Origin of the sequence: Cupriavidus oxalaticus, assembly GCF_016894385.1 — a bacterium.
GTDB lineage: Bacteria > Pseudomonadota > Gammaproteobacteria > Burkholderiales > Burkholderiaceae > Cupriavidus > Cupriavidus oxalaticus.
Genome location: NZ_CP069811.1, coordinates 2,627,286 through 2,648,894, shown reverse-complemented (window position 1 = coordinate 2,648,894; position 21,609 = coordinate 2,627,286). Strand labels below are relative to the sequence as shown.

Sequence of the window (21,609 nt, the reverse complement as noted above, 5' to 3'; positions counted from 1 at the left end):
CGGGCGCAATGCCGCCCGCCGCCCGCCTGTGCCAACAGGTGCCCGGCCGCCCGTGTGGTGCCGGCGCGATCAAGCCGTCAAAAAAACCAGATCCATCCCTTTCCCCGGATAAAACCATGCAACAACAACCCGATGCCGGCCGCCGCAAGGCCCTGAAACTGCTGGCGGGCGCGCCAATGCTTCCGCTTGGCCTGGCTTCCGCCGGCCTGCTGGCCGGCTGCGGCGGCGGCGACGATGCCGTGGCAGCGCCTGCACCCGCCCCGGCGCCCGGCGCCACCTTCACCACGGCCGAGTTCATCCCCATGAACGCGCCCACGCTGGCGGAGCCCGCCGCGATGGCGACCACCACCGTCGGTTCGAGCCTGAAGGTGTCGTTCAGCGACGGCAGCAGCACCACCTGCAAGCTTGCCTACCAGCCGTTCTTCGTCACCGGCGACACGCTGCCGGACGGCAAGGGCGGCACCATCGTGGCCGGCGGCTACTACGACATCAACAACCAGCCGATTTTGGACAACTCCGTGGCCGGCAAGGAACGCCAGTTCTTCTCCGACGCGCCGGACGGCAGCTCGCTGCTGACGCTGGCCAACCCCACCGTGCCCGGCGTCAAGGGCAATACCGTGTTCGCGGTGGTGCAGTTCGAGTACACCACGCGCAACCAGAACAACGCCAGCATGTACGGCCTGCTGCCGTCGCCGATCGCGGTCGTGACGCTGGACCAGGACCCGGCCACCGGCAAGCTGACCCCGGTGAAGTACCACAACGTCGATACCTCCGGCGTCAACGGCCTGTGGATCACCTGCGGCGCGAGCCTGTCGCCGTGGAACACCCACCTGTCGAGCGAAGAGTACGAGACCGACCTGATGGACGCCGCCGCTGTCACGCAGCTGCAGGGCTACAGCCAGAACCTGTATGGCGACTCCACCCGGGCCAACGCCTACCACTACGGCCACCTGCCCGAAGTGACGGTCAACCCCGACGGCACCGGCACCATCAGGAAGCACTACTGCCTCGGCCGCATCTCGCACGAACTGGTGCAGGTCATGCCCGACGAGCGCACCGTGCTGATGGGCGACGATGCCACCAACGGCGGGCTGTTCATGTTTATCGCCGACCAGGCGCGCGACCTCTCCAGCGGCTCGCTGTACGTGGGCAAGTGGCAGCAGACCTCGGGCGTTGGCCCGGGCAGCGCCACGCTGTCGTGGATCAGGCTGGGCAGCGCCACCAGCGCCGAGATCCGCGCGCTCGTCGATGGCGGCATCCGCCTGGCCGACATCATGGACGTGCAGACCGCCGACCCGAACGACAGCAGCTACACCCGCATCCTGTACAACGGCAAGGCCAACTGGATCAAGCTGGTGCCGGGCATGGAAAAGGCCGCGGCCTACCTGGAAACCCACCGCTACGCCGCGCTGGTCGGCGGCAGCCTGGGCTTTACCAAGATGGAAGGCACCACGGTCAACATCAAGGACAAGAAGGCCTACTCCGCGATGTCGCGCATCGAGTCGAGCATGCTCGCCGGCAATGCCGCCAACCAGGGCGACATCCAGGTCGAAGGCCCGTACTCCGGCGCCGTCTATGAGCTGAACCTGAAAGGCGGCCAGACCGACAAGAGCGGCAACGCCATCGACAGCGAATGGGTGCCGGTCGACATGGCCGCGGTGCCGGCGCTGGTCAGCGAAGATTTCGGCGGCGGCAAGCTGAAGCAGCAGGATGCGCTCGGCAACTTCGCCAACCCGGACAAGGTCGCCACGCCCGACAACCTCAAGTTCTCGGAGAAGCTGCGCACGCTGTTTGTCGGCGAGGACAGCAACACCCACGTCAACAACTTCCTGTGGGCCTACAACGTCGATACCAAGGTGCTCAGCCGCGTGCTGTCGTGCCCGGCCGGCGCCGAATCGACCGGGCTGCATGCGGTGGACGAGATCAACGGCTGGACCTACGTGATGAGCAACTTCCAGCACGTGGGCGACTGGGAATCGCCGCTGCACGACATGGTCAAGCCCACGCTCGACCCGCTGGTGCGTGCCAATTACAAGGACCGCTTCGGTGCGGCGGTGGGGTACCTGACCGGCGACCCGACGGGCGTGAAGCTGGCGAAGGCCTGACGGCACGGGTCGCCGTGGCATGAAGGCGGCGGCGCTGCGCCGCCGCCGGTGCATCCCGGCTCCGCGCAGACTCTGCTACGCTAGCCGTTCCCCCGGCAAACGAGCCAGTCGCCATGACCGACCAGACCCACGACCCCGACGCGCGCCGCATGGCGCCCGCCACCGAGCGCAATCGCGAGCCCATCCTCGCGGTGCTGCGCAATGTGCTGCCCGCCAGCGGCACGGTGCTGGAAATCGCCAGCGGCACCGGCCAGCACGCGGCGCACTTTGCCGCGGCGTTTCCTGGCCTGACCTGGCAGCCGAGCGATCCCGACCGTGCCGCGCGCGAATCGATTGCCGCATGGACCGCGCATGCGGGGTTGACCAACGTGCGCGCGCCGCTGGACCTTGACGTGTGCCGCCAGCCCTGGGGCATCGCTGCCGCCGACGCGATGGTCTGCATCAACATGCTCCATATCTCGCCGTGGGCCGCGGCCGAGGCGCTGTTCGCCGGCGCCGGAAAGCTGCTGAAGCCCGGCGGCGTGCTCTACCTGTATGGCCCCTATCGCCGCGGCGGCGCGCATACCGCGCCGAGCAATGCCGCCTTCGACGCACAGCTGCGCGCCACCGACGCCGACTGGGGTGTGCGCGACATGGAAGACGTGGTCGCGCTGGGCGCCGCGCAGGGATTGCGCTGCGACGAGCCGGTGCCGATGCCGGCGAACAACTTCAGCCTGGTGTTCCGCAGATAGCCGCGCCGCAAGGCGTTCTCAGCCGCGCACCAGCATCACGATGGCCGTGGCGATCAGGCACACGGCAAACAGCGCGCGCAGGCGCCGCTCGGGCATCCGGTGCGCCAGCGCCACGCCCCATGAGATCGTCAGCATGCCGCCCAGCGACAGCGGAATGCCGCTGGCCCAGTCGACATGCCCGGCGTGGGCATACGTGCCCAGTGCCACCACGGCTCCTGGTGTCACCAGCGCCAGCGCCAGCCCTTGCGCCGCGGCCTGGCGCAGCCCGAACAGCCCCACCAGCGCCGGCGCCGCGACCACGCCGCCGCCCACGCTGAAGAAGCCGGAAAAGACGCCGCCGACCACGCCCACCAGCGGCAGCCAGCGCGGCGACACGCGTGCCTGCTGCACGGTGGCCGCGCGTCCCGGCAGCAGCCGCCACAGGAAGTACAGCGCCAGCCCGATCATGAAGACCGCGAAGACGCGCCGCAGCGCCTGCGCGTCCATCGCGGTGGCCGCGCGCGCCGACAGCCAGGTGGCCAGCACCGCCGACAGGCCCAGCACCAGCGCGGTACGCAGGGCAATATCCGCGCGCCTGCGGTACTGCCAGAAGCCGATCAGCACATTGGGCGCGATCATCACCAGCGCGGTGCCCTGTGCCAGCTGCTGGTCCATGCCGTAGATCAGGCCCAATGCGGGGATCGCGATCAGCCCGCCGCCGATGCCGAACAGCCCGCCCACCGCACCCAGCACACCGCCAAGGGCAAAGATCAGGAGCGAGGACAGCAGGGAATGGTCAGGCATCGGCGGGGGCAATGCAGGGGCAAAGGTGGGGCGTGAACGCGCAGGGGCGGAACACCGCAAGCGCGAAAGCGGCAAGCGCAGCGGGGCATCATCATACGCCACGGGCGCGCTGGCCGCTTTGCACTAAAATCTTCCGGTCATTTCGATCCAGCGACGCCGTTGCCCGCCAGGGCCCTGCCGCGCCGCGCCCGCCAAGGAGAACACGATGAAGGTCCAGAACATCCTGCAGACGATCGGCAACACCCCGCATATCCGCATCAACCGCCTGTTCGGCAGCGGGCACGAAGTCTGGATCAAGTCCGAGCGCAGCAATCCGGGTGCCTCGATCAAGGACCGCATCGCGCTGTCGATGGTCGAGGACGCCGAGCGCCGCGGCGTGCTGAAGCCGGGCGGCACCATCATCGAGCCGACCTCCGGCAACACCGGCATCGGCCTGGCGATGGTGGCCGCGGTCAAGGGCTACAAGCTGGTGCTGGTGATGCCGGACAGCATGTCGATCGAGCGCCGCCGGCTGATGCTGGCCTATGGCGCCGCCTTCGACCTGACCCCGCGCGAGAAGGGCATGAAGGGCGCGATCGCACGCGCCGAGGAACTGGTTGCCGCCACGCCCGGCGCCTGGATGCCGCAGCAGTTCGAGAACCCCGCCAACGTCGACGTGCATGCGCGCACCACCGCGCAGGAAATCCTGAACGACTTCCCCGAAGGGCTCGACGTGCTGATCACCGGCGTCGGCACCGGCGGCCACCTGACCGGCTGCGCCCGGGCGCTGAAGGACAAGTGGCCGCAGCTCAAGGTCTTCGGCGTCGAGCCGGTGGCCTCGCCGGTGATCTCCGGCGGCGCGCCGGCACCGCACCCGATCCAGGGCATCGGCGCGGGCTTTATCCCGAAGAACCTCGACACCGAGCTGCTCGACGGCGTGATCCAGGTCGATGCCGAACCCGCGCGCGAGATGGCCCGCCGCTGCGCGCGCGAAGAAGGCATCCTGGTTGGCATCTCGTCCGGCGCGACGCTGGCCGCGATCGCGCAGAAGCTGCCGGAGCTGCCGGCCAATGCGCGCGTGCTGGGCTTCAACTACGACACCGGCGAACGCTACCTGACGGTGGAGGGCTTCCTGCCGGCCTAAGGCCACTGGCCGGCAGAGATGCCGCGCCAGGGAGTCGGGGATGCGCGCTGTCAGCAGGACAAGCGATGGCGCTTGTGCCAGTCGGCCAGCGACTCCTCCGGCCAGGTGTCGCAGCGCACGTGGCCCTTGCCCCTGGGTACATCGACCCAGGGCGCGGCGGATTCCAGCGAGGCCTCCACCACCTCGGGCGGGCGCGGCAGCGGCGTATCGATGGCCGACGCATGCGGATACACCAGCTCCGGCCAGCGCGGATCCCACAGCCACAGCGCGCTGCCGCATTTCACGCAGAAATGCCGCTGCGCCGGCGAGCGCCGCGCGCGCTTGCCCGGCTCGCGCAGCACGGCGTGGTAGATGCCCAGGTGCTTGCGCCCGCGCACGTGCAGCGTAGCGGCATCGCCGCCGATATTGATCGCATAGCCGCCGCCGCCGGCGGTCTTGCGGCAGATCGAGCAATGGCAGTGCATGTACGGATACGGCGAGTCCGATTCGAGCGAGAAATGGACGGCGCCGCAATGGCAGGAGCCTTCGAGATGCATGGTGGAGTCCTTTGCGCATTGGCGATTTCTGCAGTTCCTTGACTGTAGAAAACCTTGCACAAAGTGCAAAACCAGTCGCGCCGGGCTAGCGTCACAGCGCTGTGGTTACAGCGCCTTGCGGAACGTCAGGTTGATGCGCGCGCGTCCCAGCAGCGGATGATCCCCATCGGCCAGCGGCGCCACGCCGTGGAAGGCCAGCCGCGACGGGCCGCCCCACACCACCACGTCGCCATGCGCCAGCCGCACGCGCTGCGGCCGCTCCGCGCGGCGCATGCCGCCGAACAGGAATACCGCCGGCAACCCCAGCGAAACCGAGACGATCGGCGCGCCGAAGTCGCGTTCATCGCGGTCCTGGTGCAGCGACAGGCGCGTGCCGGGCACATAGCGGTTGACCAGGCAGGCATCGGGTGCGAAGCCGGCGAAACCCGCCAGCGCTGCCGCTTCCTCCGCCAGCGCGCGCAATCGCGGCGGCATCGCCGGCCAGGGCTGGCCGCTCAGCGGGTCGGTGCGGTCGTAGCGGTAGCCCCGGGCATCCGAGACCCAGCCCGCATCCCCGCAGTTCGTCATCGCCACCGACATCGTCAGGCCGCCGGGCGTCACCATGTGGCGCAGCGGGGCGGCGGCAATGACCGCCTGCACGTCGGCGAGCAGGGCTTCGGCGTTCGTACGCGCCAGGCCGCGCAGCACCACTGCGCCGTCTGCCAGGGGCTCGGGCGCCGGGTTGGCCGGGGCGGGGTCGTCGAGGTTGTCGAAGAGGTCGAAGGTCATGGCTTGAGGGTGGACCGCGCGTGGCTGAAAATCAACAACTTCGCACTGAAGGACGCGTCAGCCCCCGCATGCAGCCTGCGCATGCCGGCGATGAAATCGGTAGATAAGCCGGCGCTATCCACCGATTCCCGATAGCCGGGCCCCAGGCGGCATTGTCATACTATGCGGACAATATCGCAGACCGGACATGGCAGATCCGGCGAACATATCAGGAGACAAAACTCATGCAACGACGTCGCTTCTTCCGCGTCGCGCTGGCTGCCGCCGGCGTCGCGCTGACAGCACCCCTTGGTACCCAGGCGCTGGCTGCCGACGACTTCCCGACCCGCCCGATCCGGCTCATCGTCCCTTATGGCGCTGGTGGCGTCACCGACCAGGTGACGCGCGCACTGGCTGACGCGGCCAGCCGTGAACTGGGCCAGGCGATCGTGGTGGAGAACAAGCCCGGTGTCAGTGGCACGCTTGGCGCCACGCAGATGGGAACCGCCGAGCCGGACGGCTACACGCTCAGCATGGCGCCCGTGGTGATCTTCCGCCTGCCGCACGTGCAGAAAATGCGCTATGACCCGCTCAAGGACCTGACGTATATCTCCATGATCGCGGACTACAACTTTGCGGTGGCGGTGAAGAAAGACGCCAAGTGGCAGACCATGCAGGAGCTGATCGCCGATGCGAAGGCAGACAAGAAAGGCATCAGCTATGGCACCACCGGCATCTACGGCAGCCAGCACCTGACCATTTCAGAACTGGCGCGGGTATCGCAATCGAACTGGACCCACGTGCCGTACAAGGGCGACGCCGAGGCGATCACCGCGCTGCTGAGCGGCTCGTCCGACGTGGCCGTGTTGTCGAACACGTTGCTGCCCTACGTGCAGAACGGGCAGATGCGCGTACTGGCGACGCTGTCGGAAAAGCGCGCCGCGGATTTCCCTAACGCGCCCACGCTGAAGGAGATCGGCTATCCGGTGTGGTCGAATTCGCCGTTCGGCATCATCGGCCCGGCGAACATGAAGCCCGCGGTAGTGAAGCGGCTTGACGAGGCCTTCCGCAATGCGCTCAAGGATCCAAAGTTCCTGAACGTGACGCGCCAGTACGGCATGGTCACCAACTACATGAACCCCGAGCAATACGCCGCCTATGCGCAGAAGGCCTTCAAGAGCGAGGGCGAGATCATTGCGCGGCTGGCCGAGGCGATGAAGAACCAGTAAGCGGTACCGCTTCGGAAACACGCATGGAGAAAGATCGCCGTGGACGTTCGCTGAAGAATGTCCACGGAAGTCATACGGCGGCCAAAGGGGGCATATCCCGGCCGTTTGTCGAGCAGATATTGTGTTCCGGTGGTGCCTGAATGCATGACACCTCCCTTGCTCTTCCTGCCTGTTTGCTCCCCTCTCCCGCCTGCGGGAGAGGGGCCGGGGGTGAGGGCCGGAGCCTCAACGAAGTCCAGCGCTTCACTTCGTGGACATGCCGGCCCTCACCCCAACGCTCTCCAGCAAGCGGGAGAGGGAGCACACTACCGGCACGTTCGGGCCGCCGTAGTGCCCAAAGGGCAATGCATTACCGTCCCCGCAAATCGGCGAAGAACCAAAAAAATCAGACGAACGTATCAATCTCGCCGCGCGCCGGCACTCGTGCAGAACGGACCACCGGTTCCGCCGGTGCGGCGGCCTCGGTGCCGGCCAGCGTGGCCGTGCCGAAGGCCGACTGCCCGCGCCCGTTGCCCGGCGCCTGCTGCTGTTGCTGCCCGTTGCCGGCCTGGTTGGCAAAGCCGTCCGCGCCGACGGACGTCTGTCCCAGCTGGATGCCGTTCTCGGACAGCGCGGTGCGCAGGTGCGGCAGCGCCGCTTCCACCGCGGCCCGTACCGCCTGGTGCGGCGAGACGAACTGCGCCTGTGCCTGGTCGTTGACCACGTTGAGCACGACCTTCAGCGGGCCGAGGTCGGGCGGGTTCAGTTGCAGTTCGGCGCTTTGCGAGCCTTGCGTGCTGAGGCGGATCATTTGCTGGCCGAGGGCCTGCGGCCACTGGCTGTCGTACAGCGCCGGGGCGACCACCGGGCGAGCGGCTGCGGCAGCCGCCGGCGCCTGGGTCGTGTGCTGGCCGGCGAGCGTGGCGGCCAGGGCCGGCGCGTTGTCGGCGTTGGCCGATACCGTGGCGGCCTCGGTGGCGCGCGCCGCGGCTTGCGCGGCGGCGAACGAGCTGGCGGCCGGGCGCGCTTCGCCGGCGCCATTGGCGGCGGCAAGCGGATCGGCGCGATGCCGGCCGATGCCGCTGTCGGGCTGCTGGCCGGTGTGGTCCTGCTGCGCCGGCATGCCGGCGGCCGGCACGGATTGCGCGAGGGCAGAGCCCGACCTGGCGTCCGTGGCGGCCGGCGTGCTGCCGTGCATCGCGGCGCGTTGCGAGGCGATGGTGGCGAGCGTGGCGGCGACCGAAGGCTGGGCCGGCGCGGCCTCGGCGGTCACGACCTGCAGCGTGTCGGGCAGTGCGGCGTTGCCCCGCAGCGCCTGCGCCTGGGCGCTGGCAATGTCGGATGCGTCGGCAGCCGCCGGCTGCGCGGCGCCGGCAAGCGCGGCTTGCAGGGCAGTGCTGCCGCCTGCGTCGGCGGCCGAGCCGACCGCTGCGCCGGCAGCGCCGGCCGCTGCGGACGCTGCCGGGGCCGTTGCCGGCAACAGCAATGCCAGCGCCGCGGCTGCGGCTGCGGCCGCGGCATCGGCGGCCACGGTGCTGTCATCGTTTTCCTTGGCCTTGTCGGCGGCAGCCGGCTTGTCCGCCGGCGCCGCCGGCGCCTTGGTGTCGGCGCGCGCCGGCTCCGGTGCTGCCTGCTTGTGGCTTGCGGACTTGTCCTGCGCAGCACCTGCGTCCCGGGTCTTGCTTGACGGGGTTTGCTGCGGGCTGCCTTCCCGCGCGCGCGTCAGCGCGTCGCCGAAGCCGTTGCCGGTATCGGAGCCGGCGCGCCTGGCGGCCTCGGCCGTGCTGGCAGCCGCCTTGGCGGCATTGGCCGTGTTGCTGACAATCTGGCTGATATCGATCATGTCGTCCTGCTGCGGAATTCCGGTTGCGGTCCAGGCTTAGCCGAGCCGGGTGGCGGCGGTGCGCGCCAGCCGGGCCGCATATTCATCATTGGCGCGCTGCTCGCGGCGCGCGGCGACCTGTTCTTCCCTGGCCTCGGCACGCGCGATCAGCGTGTCGAACGAATTCAGGCGGCGCTTCTGGTGCTGCCAGCGGTTGCGCCCGGCCAGCAGGTCGGCTTCGGCCTTGGCCAGCGCCGCTGTCTGCTGGCGGATAGCCTGGTCGAGCGAGTCGAGGAAGCGCGAGAAGTCCTGCCAGCGGCTCGAGGTCATGCCCTCCGCCGCCACGGCCTGCATGCGGGCGCGGTACTCGTGGCGGTATTGCGTCAGCTGGTTCAGCTGCTGCTCCGCCTGCGTGCGCAAGCCCTGCAGCCGGCCGAGTTCGCGCGCGGCGGCGTCGGTATCGTTCTGGGCGAGGTCCGCCAGGGTATCAAGCGGTGAAGGCTTGGCCATGTTCACTCCTGTCGAAGAGGCTGTGCAGCTGGGCGATGGCGTCGTCGTAGCCGGCGCGCTGGTGGATATCCTGTTGCAGGAAGGCTTCCATGCGTGGATGCAGGCGGATCGCGAGATCCAGCTCCGGATCGTTGCCCGGCACATAGGCGCCCACGCTGATCAGGTCGCGGTTGCGCTGGTAGCGCGACATCAACTGCTTGAAGCGGCGCACCGAGGCGAACTGCTCATGCGGGATCAGCGCGGTCATGGCGCGGCTGATGGAGGCCTCGACATCGATGGCGGGGTAGTGCCCCGACTCGGCCAGGCTGCGCGACAGCACGATATGGCCATCCAGGATCGCGCGCGCCGAATCGGCGATCGGGTCCTGCTGGTCGTCGCCCTCGGTCAGCACGGTGTAGAACGCGGTGATCGAGCCGCCGCCCTCGGGGCCATTGCCGGTGCGCTCGACCAGCGTCGGCAGCTTGGCGAAGACCGATGGCGGATAGCCCTTGGTCGCGGGCGGCTCGCCGATCGCCAGCGCGATCTCGCGCTGCGCCATGGCGTAGCGCGTCAGCGAATCCATGATCAGCAGCACATGCTGGCCCTGGTCGCGGAAATACTCGGCCAGCCGGGTCGCATAGGCGGCGCCCTGCATGCGCAGCAGCGGCGAGCAATCGGCCGGCGCCGCCACCACCACGGAGCGACGGCGGCCCTCCGGCCCCAGGATGTTCTCGATGAACTCTTTGACCTCGCGGCCGCGCTCGCCGATCAGGCCGACCACGATCACGTCGGCGCTGGTGTAGCGCGCCATCATGCCCAGCAGCACGCTCTTGCCCACGCCCGAGCCCGCGAACAGGCCCATGCGCTGGCCGCGCCCCACCGTCAGCATGCCGTTGATGGCACGCACGCCGGTATCGAGCACCGTTTCGATAGGAGCGCGCATCAGCGGGTTGATCTGCTCGCCGGCCAGCGGCACTTCCATCGCCGCGGCCAGCGGGCCCAGGCCATCGAGCGGACGGCCCGCGGCATCGAGCACGCGGCCGAGCAGGCCCGCGCCGACGGGCAGGCGCTTGGAGCCCGGCTCGCGCGGCGCGGTGGTGCCGGCCGGCTGCGGCGACGGCTCCAGCGGATAGACGCGGGCGCCCGGCAGCAGGCCGACGACGTCGGATTGCGGCATCAGGTAAAGGCGGTCGGCGCCGAAGCCCACCACTTCCGCTTCGGCGGTGCGGGGTGCGTTGCTGTCGGCGCTGAACTGCCCGGCGGGCAGCTCGATCAGGCAGTCGCTGCCCACCGGCAGGCGCAAGCCCACGGCCTCTAGTACCAGGCCCGCGGCACGCGTCAGGCGGCCGCAGCTGCGCTTGCTGTCGAGGCCGGCAATGCCGGCCGACGCAGTTTCGAGCGCGCCGATCCAGCGTTGCGCATGCTGGCTCGGTGCGGCCGGTGCGACGGCCGGTGCGACGGCTTGAGCGACGGCCTCAGTCATGCGGCGGCTCCCACGGCTCGTCGCGGCCCAGCGCCTTGACCACGCGCGTCCAGCGCGTGGCCAGCGTGGCGTCGCGCTCGCCGCTGGCGGCGCTGGCGATGCAGCCTCCGCGCGCCACCGTCGGATCCGGGCGCACGGTCCAGCCCGCGGCCTCGAGTTCGCCTTGCAGGTGCGTCTCGACCAGCGCCACGTCGTCGGGATGCAGCAGCACGCTGGGCGACCCCTGCAGCGCGGGCTCGCTGGTCAGCAGCTCGCGCACGGCGGGCAGCAGCACCGAGGGATCCCCGGCAACCGTGGTGCGCACCAGCTGGCGCGCCACATCCAGCGCCAGCGTCACCAGCGCGCGCGCGACCTGATCGTCGACGCCCGCCAGCGCGCCCCGGAAGTTCGTGGCCAATGCCTGTAGCTGCGCGGCCTCGTTGCGCGCCGCTTCCAGCCCGCGCGAGTAGCCTTCGCGGTGGCCGTCGCCGTAGCCCTGGGTCTGGCCCTGCGTGTAGCCCTGCGCATAGCCTTCCTTGCGCGCGCCTTCGCGCATCGCATCCAGCGCCGCGAAATCGATCGGCGGTGGCGCGGGCTCGGCCGGCAGGAGGTCGGCAGGCGCCTCGGGCGCGTTGCTGCGCGCATCGCGCGGGTCGAGCGAGCCCATCTGCCAGCGCTGCCAGCCGGCGCCGCCACCGCGCGCGCGGCGCGGCGGCTCGAACGGCGCAAAGCCGCCGACGGGCGCACTGTCAGGGGGATCGCCCCGCACCACGCGGCGTGCGCTCAGTGCGTTCGGCGCGCTCTGTGTGTTCAGGCCGCGCTCGGGTAATGCATCAGACATAGGCATCGTCGCCTCCGCCGATCTGGACTTCGCCCGCATCCGCCAGGCGTCTTACCACCTGCAGGATGGCCTTTTGCTCGGCTTCGACCTGCGACACGCGCACCGGGCCGAGCGCATCCAGGTCCTCGCGCAGCATCTCGCCGGCGCGCGTGGACATGTTGCGGATGAACTTGTCGCGCAATTCCGACGGCGCGCCCTTGAGCGCGACGATGAGCGACTCGGTGGCGATTTCCTTGAGCACGCGCTGGATGCCGCGGTCGTCGACCTCCAGCAGGTTCTCGAACAGGAACATCTCGTCGATGATCTTCTGCGCCAGGTCGCCGTCGTGCAGGCGCACGCCGTCGATGACCGCCTCCTCGTGCGCGGTGCTCATCAGGTTGATGATTTCCGCCGCGGTGCGTACGCCGCCCATGCGGCTGCGCTTCAGGCTCTGGCCCGCCAGCAGCTTGGTCAGCACGTCGGTCAGCTCCTGCAGCGCGCCCGGCTGCACGCCGCCGAAGGTGGCGATCCGCAGGATCACGTCGTTGCGCAGGCGGTCGGTGAACAGGCCCAGCACCTCCGACGACTTCTGGCGGTCCAGGTGGATCAGGATGGTGGCGATGATCTGCGGGTGCTCGTCGCGGATCAGCTCGGCGATCGAGGTCGCGTCCATCCAGTTGAGCGAGTCGATGCCGCTGCCCGGATCGCGCGATTCCAGGATGTCCTCGATCACCGACTGCGCGCGCTCCTCGCCCAGCGCCTTGTTCAGCACGCTGCGGATAAAGGCGCTGGAATCGACGTTCAGGGCCAGGTATTGCTCGGTCTCGGCGCGGAACTCGCCCAGCACGTCGGCCATTTCCTCGCGCGTGACCGAGCTGAGCGTGGCCATGGCCGCGCCCAGTTCCTGCACCTCGCGCTGCGACAGGTGCTTGAACACCTCGGCCGCGGCATCCTCGCCGATCGCCATCATCAGGACGGCGCTCTTCTGCAGGCCGCCGGCGGAGACTTCCTTGGAGATGGCCTTAGCGGTTGTCATTGGCAATCCAGTTCTTGATCACGCTGGCGACCAGGCGCGGGTCGCGCTGTGCGGCGTCGCGCACCAGCGCGAGATCGCTTTCATACTTGGCGGCAAGCCGCAGGACTTCCGGATTGGCCGGCTCTTCCGGCGGCAGCAGCACGGCCTCGGTCTCGTCCCTGGCTTCCGGTGCCGGCAGCGGCGGCGTGGTGTAGCGGCGCAGGATCGGGCGCGCCACCTTGAACCACGCGAACAGCGCCAGCAGTGCCAGCAGCAGGTAGCCCGCGCCGGTCTTGGCCAGGTCGATCATTTCAGGTTGCTTCCACAGCGGGACTTCCGGCGTGACCTCGCGGTCCACGGTGAACGGGCTGTTGACCACGTTGATCGAGTCGCCCCGATCGGACGAGAAGCCCATCGCCTCCCGGGTCAGGTTCTGGATCTGCGCCAGCAGCGCCGGCGGCAGCGGCTGCGCCACCATCTTGCCGTTGGCATCGGCCACCTGGCGGTAGTTCACCACTACCGCCACCGACAGCCGGCGCACGCCGCCCGGCGCCTGCTGCACGTGGCGCACGGTGCGGTCCAGCTCGTAGTTGACGGTAGAGTCGCGACGGTTGCTGCTCGGGCCGCCGGGGGCGGCCTGGCCATTGGCAGTGCCGGCCTGCGCGCCTTGCGCGGCCTGGCCTTGCTGGCCCGGTTGCCCTGCCTGGCCCGCTTGGCCGCCAGCGGGTGCGCCGGCCTGTCCGGGCGCCTGGCCCGCACGCGGCGTCTGCGGCGTGGTCACCGGCGCGACCGCGGCAGCGGGCGGCTGGTTGGACAGCGCGCCGGGCACGCCGCCCGGCGGCGTCGCGCCCTGCTGGCTCGACTCGCTGACCTGCTGGCTGCGGATGGCAGAGCGGGTGGGATCCTGGTTGGGCTTGTAGCTCTCGTCGGTGTGCTCGACGATGGAGAAGTCCACGTCGGCCGTCACCTGCGCACGCACGTTGTCCTTGCCGACGATCGGCGCCAGGATCGCCTCGATGCGCTTCAGGTAGTTCTGCTCCAGCGCCTGCACGTACTTGAGCTGGGTGGCGTCGAGCATGCGCTCGTTGCCGGAATTCGACAGCAGGTTGCCGTGCTGGTCGACGATCGAGATCGACTTGGGCGTCAGCTCCGGCACGCTCGACGACACCAGGTGGCTGATCGCCGCGACCTGGCCTTCATCGATGGCGCGGCCCGGGTACAGCTGCAGCACGACCGAGGCGGTGGGCTTCTGGCGCTCGCGCACGAACAGCGTCGGCTTGGGGATCGCCAGGTGCACGCGCGCCGACTGCACCGCGGCGATCGATTCGATCGAGCGCGCCAGCTCGCCTTCCAGCCCGCGCTGGTAGTTGACCTGTTCGGCAAACTGGCTGATGCCGAACTTCTGGTTGTCCATCAGCTCCATGCCCGCGGTGCCGCTCTTGGGCAGCCCTTGCGAAGCCAGCCGCAGCCGCGTCTCATGGACCTTGTCGGCCGGCACCATCACCGCGCCGCCGCCTTCGGCGAACTTGTACGGCACGTTCATCTGCTGCAGCGTCTGCAGCACCGCGCCGCCGTCGCGCTCGGACAGGTTGCTGTACAGCACCTTGTAGTCGGGCGCGCGCGACCACAGCACGCCCACGGCGATGGCGGCGGCCAGCGCCGCGCCACCCAGCATCAGCGGCAGCCTGGGATTGGCCTTGAGGCGCTCCAGCACCTCGGCCGGCCGGCCGGGCATGGCAACCGCCGCGGTCACGCGCGTGCTCCTGCGCCGGCGCCGCGATGCTCGCGGCGGCTCGGGCGATGATGGCGGCCATGGTCGTCGGCGCGGCCCATGGCGCGGCTGACGGCGCGGCTCACATTACGCTGCGGAGAAAACACGCGTACTCCCGGATCGATGGTTGGTCTGCAGGTTCCGGAAAGCGACGCTGGGCGGCTGCCCGCGCTTGTCCGGCACGGTGGCAATGATCGGCCAGACTTGAGTAGGACAATCCCGCAAACAGACCCGGTTTTCCGCCCGATTTCGGGCCATGGCGGGTGCGTGGCGGCGGGTACTCTGCAAACCGCTGAAAATCGTTGACCACGCCATGACCACTATCTCTTCCATCGAGGGCATGCTGCAGCAACTGCGCGGCCTGTCACAGGTTGCCTCGGGCAACAGCGCCACCCAGTCGGCACCGGTTGCCGGCGGCGGCTTCGCCAGCGAGCTGCAACGCTCGCTGGGCAAGATCAATGCGGCACAGGAGCGCGCCTATGGCCAGGCCGAGGCCTTCGAGCTGGGCAAGCCGGGGGTGGCGCTCAATGACGTGATGATCGACCTGCAGAAGGCGAATATCTCGTTCCAGACCGGGGTGCAGGTGCGGAACCGGCTGGTGCAGGCGTATCAGGAGATGATGAGCATGCCGATCTGATCGGCGTCATCCGATAAAAAAGCCCAAGTACCAAGGGCTTCAAACTGCTGAACAAAGCGTCGATGCCGCTGGTTTGCTCCCCTCTCCCGCCTGCGGGAGAGGGGCCGGGGGAGAGGGCCGGCGCTTGTCAAGCACGGTGGCGCCTCACTTCGTGGACGCTTCGGCCCTCTCCCCCCACCCCTCTCCCACTGCGCGGGAGAGGGGAGCGACTGCATGAGGCAATGGCCATGGCAGGCGGTTCCGCATGTCGCAGGCTTGAGTAGATAACCCTTGCAGTTTGGCCGCTGTCAGTCTTCTTGCCCGGCCGCGTCCACGCCAGCTTCCAGCTGATAGATCCACGCCAGCAATTCCGCCACCGCCACATACAGCTGCGGCGGGATCTGGCTGTCCAGGTCCACCTGCATCAGCAGGTTGACCAGCGTGGGCGAGTCGTGGATATAGACGCCCGCTTCCTTCGCGCGGGCAATGATGGCCTCGGCCACCACGCCATAGCCCTTGGCCACCACGCGCGGTGCCGGGTTGTTGTGCTGGTAGCTGAGCGCGATGGCCGCGCCGCGGTCTGCTGCGCCGTCGCTCATGACGCGGCTCCGGCAATCAGGTCGTCCTGGGTCTGGATATTGAGCCGCTGCAGCGGGATCCCTTGTGCTTCCAGCCGGCTGCGCAACAGCGGCCGCGCCGCGATCAGGCGCGCGGCGATATCGGTCTCGCCGGTGGCGACACGCGCTTCCAGTCCGCTCGGGCCCAGCGTCAGCAGCGCGTCGACGGTGCCAAGGCTGGGCAACTGCAGCCGGATCCGGCTCGACCATGGCCGGATCGTGTCGTCAGGCCCCAGGCCATTCGCATCGGGGTCCGTACGCCGGATGTCCCACTCCATGGCTGCGCCAGGCCAGGCTTCGCCGGCGAAGCGGAACTGCTGCGTGGCGAGCAGTTCGAGCTGCTGCCGCACCACGCCCTCGGTCGCAGGATGAATCGCCGGTCCGGCTGGCGCCGCTTGCCGGGCCGCTTCGCTGGCGATGCTGTCGGTATCGCCGGTGTGCGCCGCATGCGCTGCCATCGGCTCGGCAGCCGCCGGGCGCGCGGCATCCGCGGTGGCCTGGTAGGCCTGCGTCGCCAGCATGCCGGTGGATGGGCGCTGAGCCGGCGTATCGGCATCATGGCTATACACGGCGGTGGAGCCGGTCCCCTGGCGAACACCCTGCTCGGAAGGCACGTGGCTGTGCGCCACGCGCGGATTGCGGGGCGAGGCCAGCGCTTCGGCCAGGACCTGCGAGGCTGGCAGCAGGGGCGGTGCGCTGATGCGAGGCACGTCACCGCTGGCCGACCCGTTGTAGGTCAACCTGGCTGAGGCAGAAGCCTGCGGCTGCGCGGCGGATGGCTGCCCGGGTGCCGCCTGCGATGCCGGACGCGGCACGCCGGCCTGCGGCTCCTGCAGGATGGCCGACAGAGGGCGAGCACCGCTCACCCACTGCGCCAGGTGCGACTCATAGAACAGCCCGCTTTGCCCCACCGCATTCGCCAGCGCCGCCGCGGCGGCCTGCATCGAGCCGGCGGCCGGCGGTGCGGGCAACAAGGGCGTGCCCGGCTTGACCGGCTGCGGCTCGGCGCCCTCCATGACCGCCAGGATCGCGCGCGCGGCGCTGCTCAGCGATTCACGCGTGGACGTGCCCGGCAGCAGCGCGGCCTGCGCCGGCATGCCACTGGCGCCGCCGGCGTGCTGGCTGTGGCGGATCGCCTGGCCGGTGGAATTCCGGACATTCGATTCCGTGGCTGCGGGCACGGGCTGCAGTGCCGCGAGCTTGTCGACGGCGATTGCCGTGCGCAGCGATTGCGGGTCCGGGGCCTGACCGGGTGCCAGGCCTGGCGGCAGGAGGATGCCGGTCATGGTTCAGGAAGCAGCGGGAAAAGGCGGCGCGGCGCAGGGCCGTGCGCGTGTGTGGTCCGGCGGGGAAAGCGCGCCGGTGCTGGCGCGCGGCATCTGTCTGGTTGCTGCTCAGGCCATTGCGCCGTACGCCGACTTGAGCTCCACCTGGCGGCGCGAACTGGTCAGCATGTCGCCGAGCTTCTTCAGCTCCGGCATGGCCAGCTCGCGGATGCGGGCATCGTAGGTGAGGATGCGGTCCAGCAACTGGTAGCGGCGCATGCGCTCGGCATCGGAGAACGGAGTCTCATGGTCGAGCTGGCGCAGGTGCTCGACCTGTTCCAGGTAGCTGCGCTGCAGCCCGGTGACTGTGTCCCAGTCGGCCGCCTGGGCGGCGTCGTGCATGCGGGACGACAGGGCCAGGATGGCTTCGTAGCAGGTGACGATGGGGGAATAGGGGGCCATTTCAGTTGTCCTGTCAGGCGGGTTGCGGCTCGTCGATCTGCGCCCAGGCCGAGGCCAGGCTTTCCAGCAGGGCATCCACCTCGGCCAGCAAGGCCGCGTCGCCGCGCAGGTTGGCCAGCATCAGGCGGCGGACCATGTATTCGTAGAGGGATTCGAGGTTGGCGGAGATCTCGCCGCCGGCGTCGTGGTCGAGTACGGCGCGCAGGCCGTTGTCGATGATGTCGATGGCTTTGGAGATGGCGGTGCCGCGTTCGGCAATGCTGCCGCCTTCCAGGTGGAATTTCGCGCGCGCGATGGCGGCGCGGGCGCCGTCATACAGCATCGTGATGAGCTTGTGCGGGCTGGCGCTCATGGCGCCGGTCTGGACGCCAACCTGGGCGTAGGCGTTGATGGCTTGGCGGGCGAACATGGCACGTTTCCTTAATGATTACTTGCTGGTCTGAGCCTTGAGGGCGTCGAACTGCTGGGTCAGATAGCTGCTGGTGCGGTTCATTTGGGCGACCAGCATGTCCAGTTGCGTGAACTGGGTCTTGTAACGTTCAATGGTCGAATTGACGCGGTCTTCAACACGCGTGTAGTCGTCTTCCAGGTCCTTGAGCGTGTTGGTGATGCCATCCTGCGCTACCTTAAGTGCACCGTTGGTGGTCGAAAGGCTGTCAACGAAATCCGTGACTTGCTTGCCCAGGCTGGTCGTGTCGCCGGTACCCGAGAACATCGCGGTCACGCCGGCCAGGTTGTTACTGATGGCCTTGGTCAGCTTGCCGTCATCCACTGCCATGGTGCCGTCCTTGTTGAACGTGACACCGATATCGATGAGGGTGAGCGACCCGCCATTCCCGTCAGACGTGGCGCCCCCAAGCATGCCGCGCAGTCGCGCCTGGATATTGCGCAACGTGCCATCGCCAGTCAAGGCAGCGGAGGTCCCAGAGTCGGTGTCGAAAGCGGTCAGCGATTTTGCCGTGGACTGGATATTGTTGTACGCGGTGACAAAGGCCTGGATCGTCGACTTGATCGCAGCATTGTCGCGGGTAATGGTGAGTGAGGTCGTGCCGGCCTTGGTCAGGGTCATCGTCACGCCCTGAGCGGCGTCTACCACGGTATTGCTCTGGCTGACGACGTCAATGCCGTTGATTTTCAGCGTGGCGTTTGCCGGAGGAACCTTCTGTTCCATCTTGTTGTCGGTGGCCAGAGGGTCCGGGTCGAAGCCAACCAGGTCATTCAGGGCCGTATCGGCGGAGGACACCTTCATGGTGGCCTGGGTACCGGTCTTGTCCGACGTTAGCACCAGACGGTACGGATTGCTGCTGCCGTCGTTGATGATGCTGGCGGTCACGCCGATGCCGGCCTTATTGATGGCGTCGCGCACTCCTTCCAGTGTGGCGCCGGCAGGTACGGCTACCTTCTTTGTGCTGGTAGCCGTGCCGCCGCTTGCCAGCGCCTCGCCAAACTGGAAGACGATCTCTCCGCCGCCGATCGCAGTTTTCTGGTCGGCTACGTTGCCACTTACCAGCGATTGCGCGGTCGCCAAGTTGCTCACAGTGATGTCATAGTTGCCCGGCACCGCGTTGCTGGCAGTGCTGACCGTCATGATGTCTGTGGTGTTCAGCGAAGCCTTCACCACGCCGAAGGACGAAGCATCGGCCAGCTTCTTGGCGGAAGCTTGATAGGCTGTCAGCACACTCTGTACCTGGCTGTAGGCCGACAACTTAGTCTGATAGCTCTTGGCCCGTGCTGTAATCGCAGTCAACGGTGCCTGCTCCGCCGTCTGCAATTGCTCGAGCAGGGTGTTCAGGTTCAGATTGGAGCCGATGCCAAGGGAGGAGATCGATGCCATGCTTGTCTTGCCTCTTCTTCAACTGTTGTTCGTGCCTGTTGCGCTACCCGGTGGTTCGTATCACTTCAGGCTGACTGCCTGACAAACAATCCCTGCACCTTGTCTATCGCCCGCGCGATGCGTAGCACTTCTTCGATGGGCATTTGCCGGATCAGCTCACCGGTTTCTTTGTCAATCACCTTGGTGATGACGCGGTGAGTGTCTTCGTCGATTTCGAACCGCAAGCCGATGGACGTGGCCTTCAGTGCGTCCGCGAGTTCGGACAGCGCAACTGAATCAGCGCCGGCGTTCAGGTCAGCGCTATTTGTGGTGGCCTCCGGTGCCGTACCAGCGGCGTAGCGCCGCGCATGGGTTGCAACGTGTGCGGAAGCGACGGCAGCCGGCGCTTCTGAAGGCTGGAGCGCGGCGCTCGAAAGCACAGGAAAGGGAGTCGCCATGGTTTGCTTTCGCCCGGGTTAGCAATTTCGGTCGTTGGAAACGCTTTGCAGGCGGCGGCCCGCCTGCAAAATGCTCCCGATGCGCGGTGGAAAAAAGACCGGGCCTCGCGGCCCAGCCTTTTGCCTGCGCAGATGCGATTAACGCAGCAGCGACAGCACGTTTTGCGTGGTCTGGTTGGCCTGGGCCAGGACCGACGTGCCAGCTTGTTGCAGGATCTGCGCGCGGGTCATGTTCGACACTTCCGTTGCGTAGTCTGCGTCCTGGATACGCGAGCGTGCGGCCGACAGGTTGGTGGTCGTGTTGGCGAGGTTGGTGATGCTTGACTCGAAGCGGTTCTGCACGGCACCCAGTTGGCTACGCAGCTCGTCCACGCTTGCCAGGGCGTCGTCGATCGCGGCCAGCGGGTCCGGGTTGTACTGCTCGCCCAGCGTGACCGTGCCGTCGGTCGCAACGTTAGCCTTGTAGTAAACATCCGAGCCGTTCTGGGACCCCTTGACTACATAGCCGCCGTCCGACCCATCCTCGTTGGTGACCTTGTGCAGCGAGGGCGAGCTGCCGACCTTATCGGCGTCCAGGCCGGACAGGTCAGCGGTCACTGCGGGCACTGCGACCGGCGGAATTTCATAGGTCGTCACTGGAGCGGCTGACAGAGCTACGCCAGCGCCCGGTGCAGCGGCGCTACCCCAGTCCGCGCCGTCATACGATACTTCGCCGGTGGTGTCGTCGAACGTGGCCGACAGGACAGTCGCGCCGTTGTCCTGCGAGACATAGAAGTTGCCGTCCTGGTCGATGTAGATGTCCGGAGCCGTCGCAGCGTTGGTATCCACGGCCTTCACGTTGTCGACGTTGACCGTCTTGCCGCCACCAACCGAGAGTTCCTGGCCGGCAGCAGCTTGAGTGGCCGTCGGAGCAGCGCCCAGTGGGGTGCTGCTATCGAATTTGACTTGGCCGGTTGCGGAGTCGTAGCTGGTCACGTCGAAGTACGTGGTGCCGTCAGCCGAAACATAGAGCTTGTCGGCATCGGCATCATCCACGTACACTTTGTAGGCGCCAGCCACCTGCGTGTCCACTGCCGACAGCGTCACCGACTCGGTCGCGCCGGACGAGGCAGGAGTCACCGTGGTCGTGGCAGCCGTTGCAACGGTCGACAGATCCAGGCTCTTGCGCGAGATATCCAGGTTGCCGAGGCCGAGGGTCTTGGAGGTGATTTCCTTCAGGTTGATGCTAATGGTTTCACCGTCCTTAGCGCCAACTTGGATGGTCATCTTGCTGTCGCCGGCCAGCACCTTCACGCCGTTGAATTGCGTCTGGGCCGACACACGGTCGATTTCGTCCAGGCGCTGCTTGATTTCAGCCTGGATCGATTCCAGGTCGCTCGGCGAGTTGGTGCCATTGGCAGCCTGCACGGACAGTTCACGGACGCGTTGCAGGTTGTTGTTGATTTCGTTCAGCGAACCTTCGGTCGTCTGAGCCAGCGAAATGCCGTCGTTGGCGTTGCGCTGAGCCTGGGTCAGGCCCTTGATGTTGGCCGTGAAGCGGTTGGCGATGGCCTGACCCGCCGCGTCGTCCTTGGCGCTGTTGATGCGCAGACCCGACGACAGACGCTGAATCGCAGTATTCAGCTGCGATTGCGACGCGTTCATGTTGTTCTGAGTCATCAGAGACAACGAATTGGTGTTAATGACTTGCGCCATGGTACGACTCCTATATGCAAAGTTTTTGGCATTCCGGCTAGCGCCGTAACGTTGGCGGCCTGCTTTGCAGG

General features: G+C 67.8%; 21 protein-coding genes. 5 read left to right on the top strand and 16 right to left on the bottom strand.

Features of this window, described 5'->3' with window-relative positions; genetic code table 11:
- The first annotated feature begins 116 nt into the window (after positions 1–116).
- Both JTE92_RS11585 and JTE92_RS11580 read left to right on the top strand, forming a co-directional pair.
- Entirely contained in the window at positions 117–2,105 is a 1,989-nt protein-coding gene (locus tag JTE92_RS11585; protein WP_063237511.1) for a PhoX family protein, read from the top strand.
- 113 nt (positions 2,106–2,218) lie between these two features.
- The gene (locus tag JTE92_RS11580; RefSeq protein WP_063237510.1) at positions 2,219–2,836 is read left to right on the top strand and encodes a DUF938 domain-containing protein; all 618 of its coding nucleotides are present in this window, start codon (positions 2,219–2,221) and stop codon (positions 2,834–2,836) included.
- Between the two features lie 18 nt (positions 2,837–2,854).
- On the opposite strand, the gene JTE92_RS11575 is transcribed toward JTE92_RS11580, so the two are convergent.
- Positions 2,855–3,619: a sulfite exporter TauE/SafE family protein gene (locus JTE92_RS11575; protein WP_063237509.1), complete on the bottom strand. Its 765-nt coding sequence runs from the start codon at positions 3,617–3,619 to the stop codon at positions 2,855–2,857.
- A gap of 205 nt (positions 3,620–3,824) precedes the next feature.
- Between JTE92_RS11575 and cysK the strand changes: the two genes are divergently transcribed.
- A complete protein-coding gene (gene cysK / locus JTE92_RS11570) occupies positions 3,825–4,742 on the top strand; it encodes a cysteine synthase A (RefSeq protein WP_063237508.1) in 918 nt (305 codons plus the stop codon).
- A gap of 50 nt (positions 4,743–4,792) precedes the next feature.
- Here cysK and JTE92_RS11565 read toward each other — a convergent pair whose 3' ends face one another.
- Together JTE92_RS11565 and alkB are read right to left on the bottom strand one after the other, a co-directional pair.
- Positions 4,793–5,278 carry a GFA family protein gene (locus JTE92_RS11565; protein WP_063237507.1) on the bottom strand — a complete coding sequence of 162 codons (486 nt, stop codon included), beginning with the start codon at positions 5,276–5,278 and terminating at the stop codon, positions 4,793–4,795.
- 105 nt (positions 5,279–5,383) lie between these two features.
- On the bottom strand, positions 5,384–6,046 hold the full coding sequence (gene alkB, locus JTE92_RS11560) for a DNA oxidative demethylase AlkB (RefSeq protein WP_063237506.1): 663 nt from the start codon (positions 6,044–6,046) through the stop codon (positions 5,384–5,386).
- A 224-nt stretch (positions 6,047–6,270) separates the two neighbouring features.
- On the opposite strand from alkB, the gene JTE92_RS11555 reads away from it, so the two are divergent.
- Positions 6,271–7,254, top strand: a complete 984-nt coding sequence (locus tag JTE92_RS11555) for a tripartite tricarboxylate transporter substrate binding protein (protein WP_063237505.1) — start codon at positions 6,271–6,273, stop codon at positions 7,252–7,254.
- Positions 7,255–7,639: 385 nt separating this feature from the next.
- On the opposite strand, the gene JTE92_RS11550 is transcribed toward JTE92_RS11555, so the two are convergent.
- From JTE92_RS11550 to fliF, 6 genes are read right to left on the bottom strand one after another with little or no spacing between them, the layout of a single operon-like run.
- Positions 7,640–9,076 carry a flagellar hook-length control protein FliK gene (locus JTE92_RS11550; protein ID WP_063237504.1) on the bottom strand — a complete coding sequence of 479 codons (1,437 nt, stop codon included), beginning with the start codon at positions 9,074–9,076 and terminating at the stop codon, positions 7,640–7,642.
- A gap of 36 nt (positions 9,077–9,112) precedes the next feature.
- Positions 9,113–9,565: a flagellar export protein FliJ gene (gene fliJ, locus JTE92_RS11545; RefSeq protein WP_063237503.1), complete on the bottom strand. Its 453-nt coding sequence runs from the start codon at positions 9,563–9,565 to the stop codon at positions 9,113–9,115.
- A complete protein-coding gene (gene fliI, locus JTE92_RS11540) occupies positions 9,543–11,027 on the bottom strand; it encodes a flagellar protein export ATPase FliI (protein ID WP_063237502.1) in 1,485 nt (494 codons plus the stop codon). The genes fliJ and fliI overlap by 23 nt, the downstream gene beginning before the upstream one ends.
- A complete protein-coding gene (fliH, locus tag JTE92_RS11535) occupies positions 11,020–11,853 on the bottom strand; it encodes a flagellar assembly protein FliH (protein WP_063237501.1) in 834 nt (277 codons plus the stop codon). Before fliH ends, fliI begins: the two co-directional genes overlap by 8 nt.
- Positions 11,840–12,862, bottom strand: coding sequence for a flagellar motor switch protein FliG (gene fliG, locus JTE92_RS11530; protein WP_063237500.1), 1,023 nt, complete (start codon positions 12,860–12,862; stop codon positions 11,840–11,842). The genes fliH and fliG overlap by 14 nt, the downstream gene beginning before the upstream one ends.
- Positions 12,849–14,594, bottom strand: a complete 1,746-nt coding sequence (gene fliF, locus JTE92_RS11525; RefSeq protein ID WP_063237499.1) for a flagellar basal-body MS-ring/collar protein FliF — start codon at positions 14,592–14,594, stop codon at positions 12,849–12,851. The genes fliG and fliF overlap by 14 nt, the downstream gene beginning before the upstream one ends.
- A 331-nt stretch (positions 14,595–14,925) precedes the next feature.
- Between fliF and fliE the strand changes: the two genes are divergently transcribed.
- Complete coding sequence (gene fliE / locus JTE92_RS11520) at positions 14,926–15,249, top strand: flagellar hook-basal body complex protein FliE (protein WP_063237498.1); 324 nt, start codon at positions 14,926–14,928, stop codon at positions 15,247–15,249.
- 287 nt (positions 15,250–15,536) lie between these two features.
- Here the strand turns inward: fliE and JTE92_RS11515 are convergent, their stop codons facing one another.
- The 7 genes from JTE92_RS11515 to JTE92_RS11485 form a co-directional block, all read right to left on the bottom strand.
- Complete coding sequence (locus JTE92_RS11515) at positions 15,537–15,827, bottom strand: EscU/YscU/HrcU family type III secretion system export apparatus switch protein (protein WP_063237497.1); 291 nt, start codon at positions 15,825–15,827, stop codon at positions 15,537–15,539.
- Positions 15,824–17,131 (bottom strand): flagellar hook-length control protein FliK, encoded by a 1,308-nt coding sequence (gene fliK, locus JTE92_RS11510; RefSeq protein WP_063237496.1) that lies wholly within the window; start codon positions 17,129–17,131, stop codon positions 15,824–15,826. Before fliK ends, JTE92_RS11515 begins: the two co-directional genes overlap by 4 nt.
- Positions 17,132–17,239: 108 nt before the next feature.
- On the bottom strand, positions 17,240–17,572 hold the full coding sequence (locus tag JTE92_RS11505; RefSeq protein WP_063237495.1) for a flagellar protein FliT: 333 nt from the start codon (positions 17,570–17,572) through the stop codon (positions 17,240–17,242).
- 13 nt (positions 17,573–17,585) lie between these two features.
- Entirely contained in the window at positions 17,586–17,981 is a 396-nt protein-coding gene (gene fliS, locus JTE92_RS11500; RefSeq protein ID WP_063237494.1) for a flagellar export chaperone FliS, read from the bottom strand.
- Between the two features lie 18 nt (positions 17,982–17,999).
- Positions 18,000–19,406 carry a flagellar filament capping protein FliD gene (fliD, locus tag JTE92_RS11495; protein WP_063237493.1) on the bottom strand — a complete coding sequence of 469 codons (1,407 nt, stop codon included), beginning with the start codon at positions 19,404–19,406 and terminating at the stop codon, positions 18,000–18,002.
- Between the two features lie 65 nt (positions 19,407–19,471).
- Complete coding sequence (locus tag JTE92_RS11490) at positions 19,472–19,843, bottom strand: flagellar protein FlaG (protein WP_063237492.1); 372 nt, start codon at positions 19,841–19,843, stop codon at positions 19,472–19,474.
- A 138-nt stretch (positions 19,844–19,981) separates the two neighbouring features.
- Positions 19,982–21,538 carry a flagellin N-terminal helical domain-containing protein gene (locus JTE92_RS11485; protein ID WP_063237491.1) on the bottom strand — a complete coding sequence of 519 codons (1,557 nt, stop codon included), beginning with the start codon at positions 21,536–21,538 and terminating at the stop codon, positions 19,982–19,984.
- Positions 21,539–21,609: the final 71 nt, after the last annotated feature.

Excerpts from the sequence above, each read along its gene's own strand:
- fliK (WP_063237496.1), bottom strand. The coding sequence starts at position 17,131 with ATGACCGGCATCCTCCTGCCGCCAGGCCTGGCACCCGGTCAGGCCCCG.
- JTE92_RS11485 (WP_063237491.1), bottom strand. The coding sequence starts at position 21,538 with ATGGCGCAAGTCATTAACACCAATTCGTTGTCTCTGATGACTCAGAAC.
- fliD (WP_063237493.1), bottom strand. The coding sequence starts at position 19,406 with ATGGCATCGATCTCCTCCCTTGGCATCGGCTCCAATCTGAACCTGAAC.
- JTE92_RS11555 (WP_063237505.1), top strand. The coding sequence starts at position 6,271 with ATGCAACGACGTCGCTTCTTCCGCGTCGCGCTGGCTGCCGCCGGCGTC.
- fliE (WP_063237498.1), top strand. The coding sequence starts at position 14,926 with ATGACCACTATCTCTTCCATCGAGGGCATGCTGCAGCAACTGCGCGGC.
- JTE92_RS11515 (WP_063237497.1), bottom strand. The coding sequence starts at position 15,827 with ATGAGCGACGGCGCAGCAGACCGCGGCGCGGCCATCGCGCTCAGCTAC.
- JTE92_RS11550 (WP_063237504.1), bottom strand. The coding sequence starts at position 9,076 with ATGATCGATATCAGCCAGATTGTCAGCAACACGGCCAATGCCGCCAAG.
- JTE92_RS11585 (WP_063237511.1), top strand. The coding sequence starts at position 117 with ATGCAACAACAACCCGATGCCGGCCGCCGCAAGGCCCTGAAACTGCTG.
- JTE92_RS11580 (WP_063237510.1), top strand. The coding sequence starts at position 2,219 with ATGACCGACCAGACCCACGACCCCGACGCGCGCCGCATGGCGCCCGCC.
- JTE92_RS11575 (WP_063237509.1), bottom strand. The coding sequence starts at position 3,619 with ATGCCTGACCATTCCCTGCTGTCCTCGCTCCTGATCTTTGCCCTTGGC.
- fliH (WP_063237501.1), bottom strand. The coding sequence starts at position 11,853 with ATGCCTATGTCTGATGCATTACCCGAGCGCGGCCTGAACACACAGAGC.
- fliS (WP_063237494.1), bottom strand. The coding sequence starts at position 17,981 with ATGTTCGCCCGCCAAGCCATCAACGCCTACGCCCAGGTTGGCGTCCAG.
- JTE92_RS11505 (WP_063237495.1), bottom strand. The coding sequence starts at position 17,572 with ATGGCCCCCTATTCCCCCATCGTCACCTGCTACGAAGCCATCCTGGCC.
- alkB (WP_063237506.1), bottom strand. The coding sequence starts at position 6,046 with ATGACCTTCGACCTCTTCGACAACCTCGACGACCCCGCCCCGGCCAAC.
- cysK (WP_063237508.1), top strand. The coding sequence starts at position 3,825 with ATGAAGGTCCAGAACATCCTGCAGACGATCGGCAACACCCCGCATATC.
- fliI (WP_063237502.1), bottom strand. The coding sequence starts at position 11,027 with ATGACTGAGGCCGTCGCTCAAGCCGTCGCACCGGCCGTCGCACCGGCC.
- fliJ (WP_063237503.1), bottom strand. The coding sequence starts at position 9,565 with ATGGCCAAGCCTTCACCGCTTGATACCCTGGCGGACCTCGCCCAGAAC.
- fliG (WP_063237500.1), bottom strand. The coding sequence starts at position 12,862 with ATGACAACCGCTAAGGCCATCTCCAAGGAAGTCTCCGCCGGCGGCCTG.
- JTE92_RS11490 (WP_063237492.1), bottom strand. The coding sequence starts at position 19,843 with ATGGCGACTCCCTTTCCTGTGCTTTCGAGCGCCGCGCTCCAGCCTTCA.
- JTE92_RS11565 (WP_063237507.1), bottom strand. The coding sequence starts at position 5,278 with ATGCATCTCGAAGGCTCCTGCCATTGCGGCGCCGTCCATTTCTCGCTC.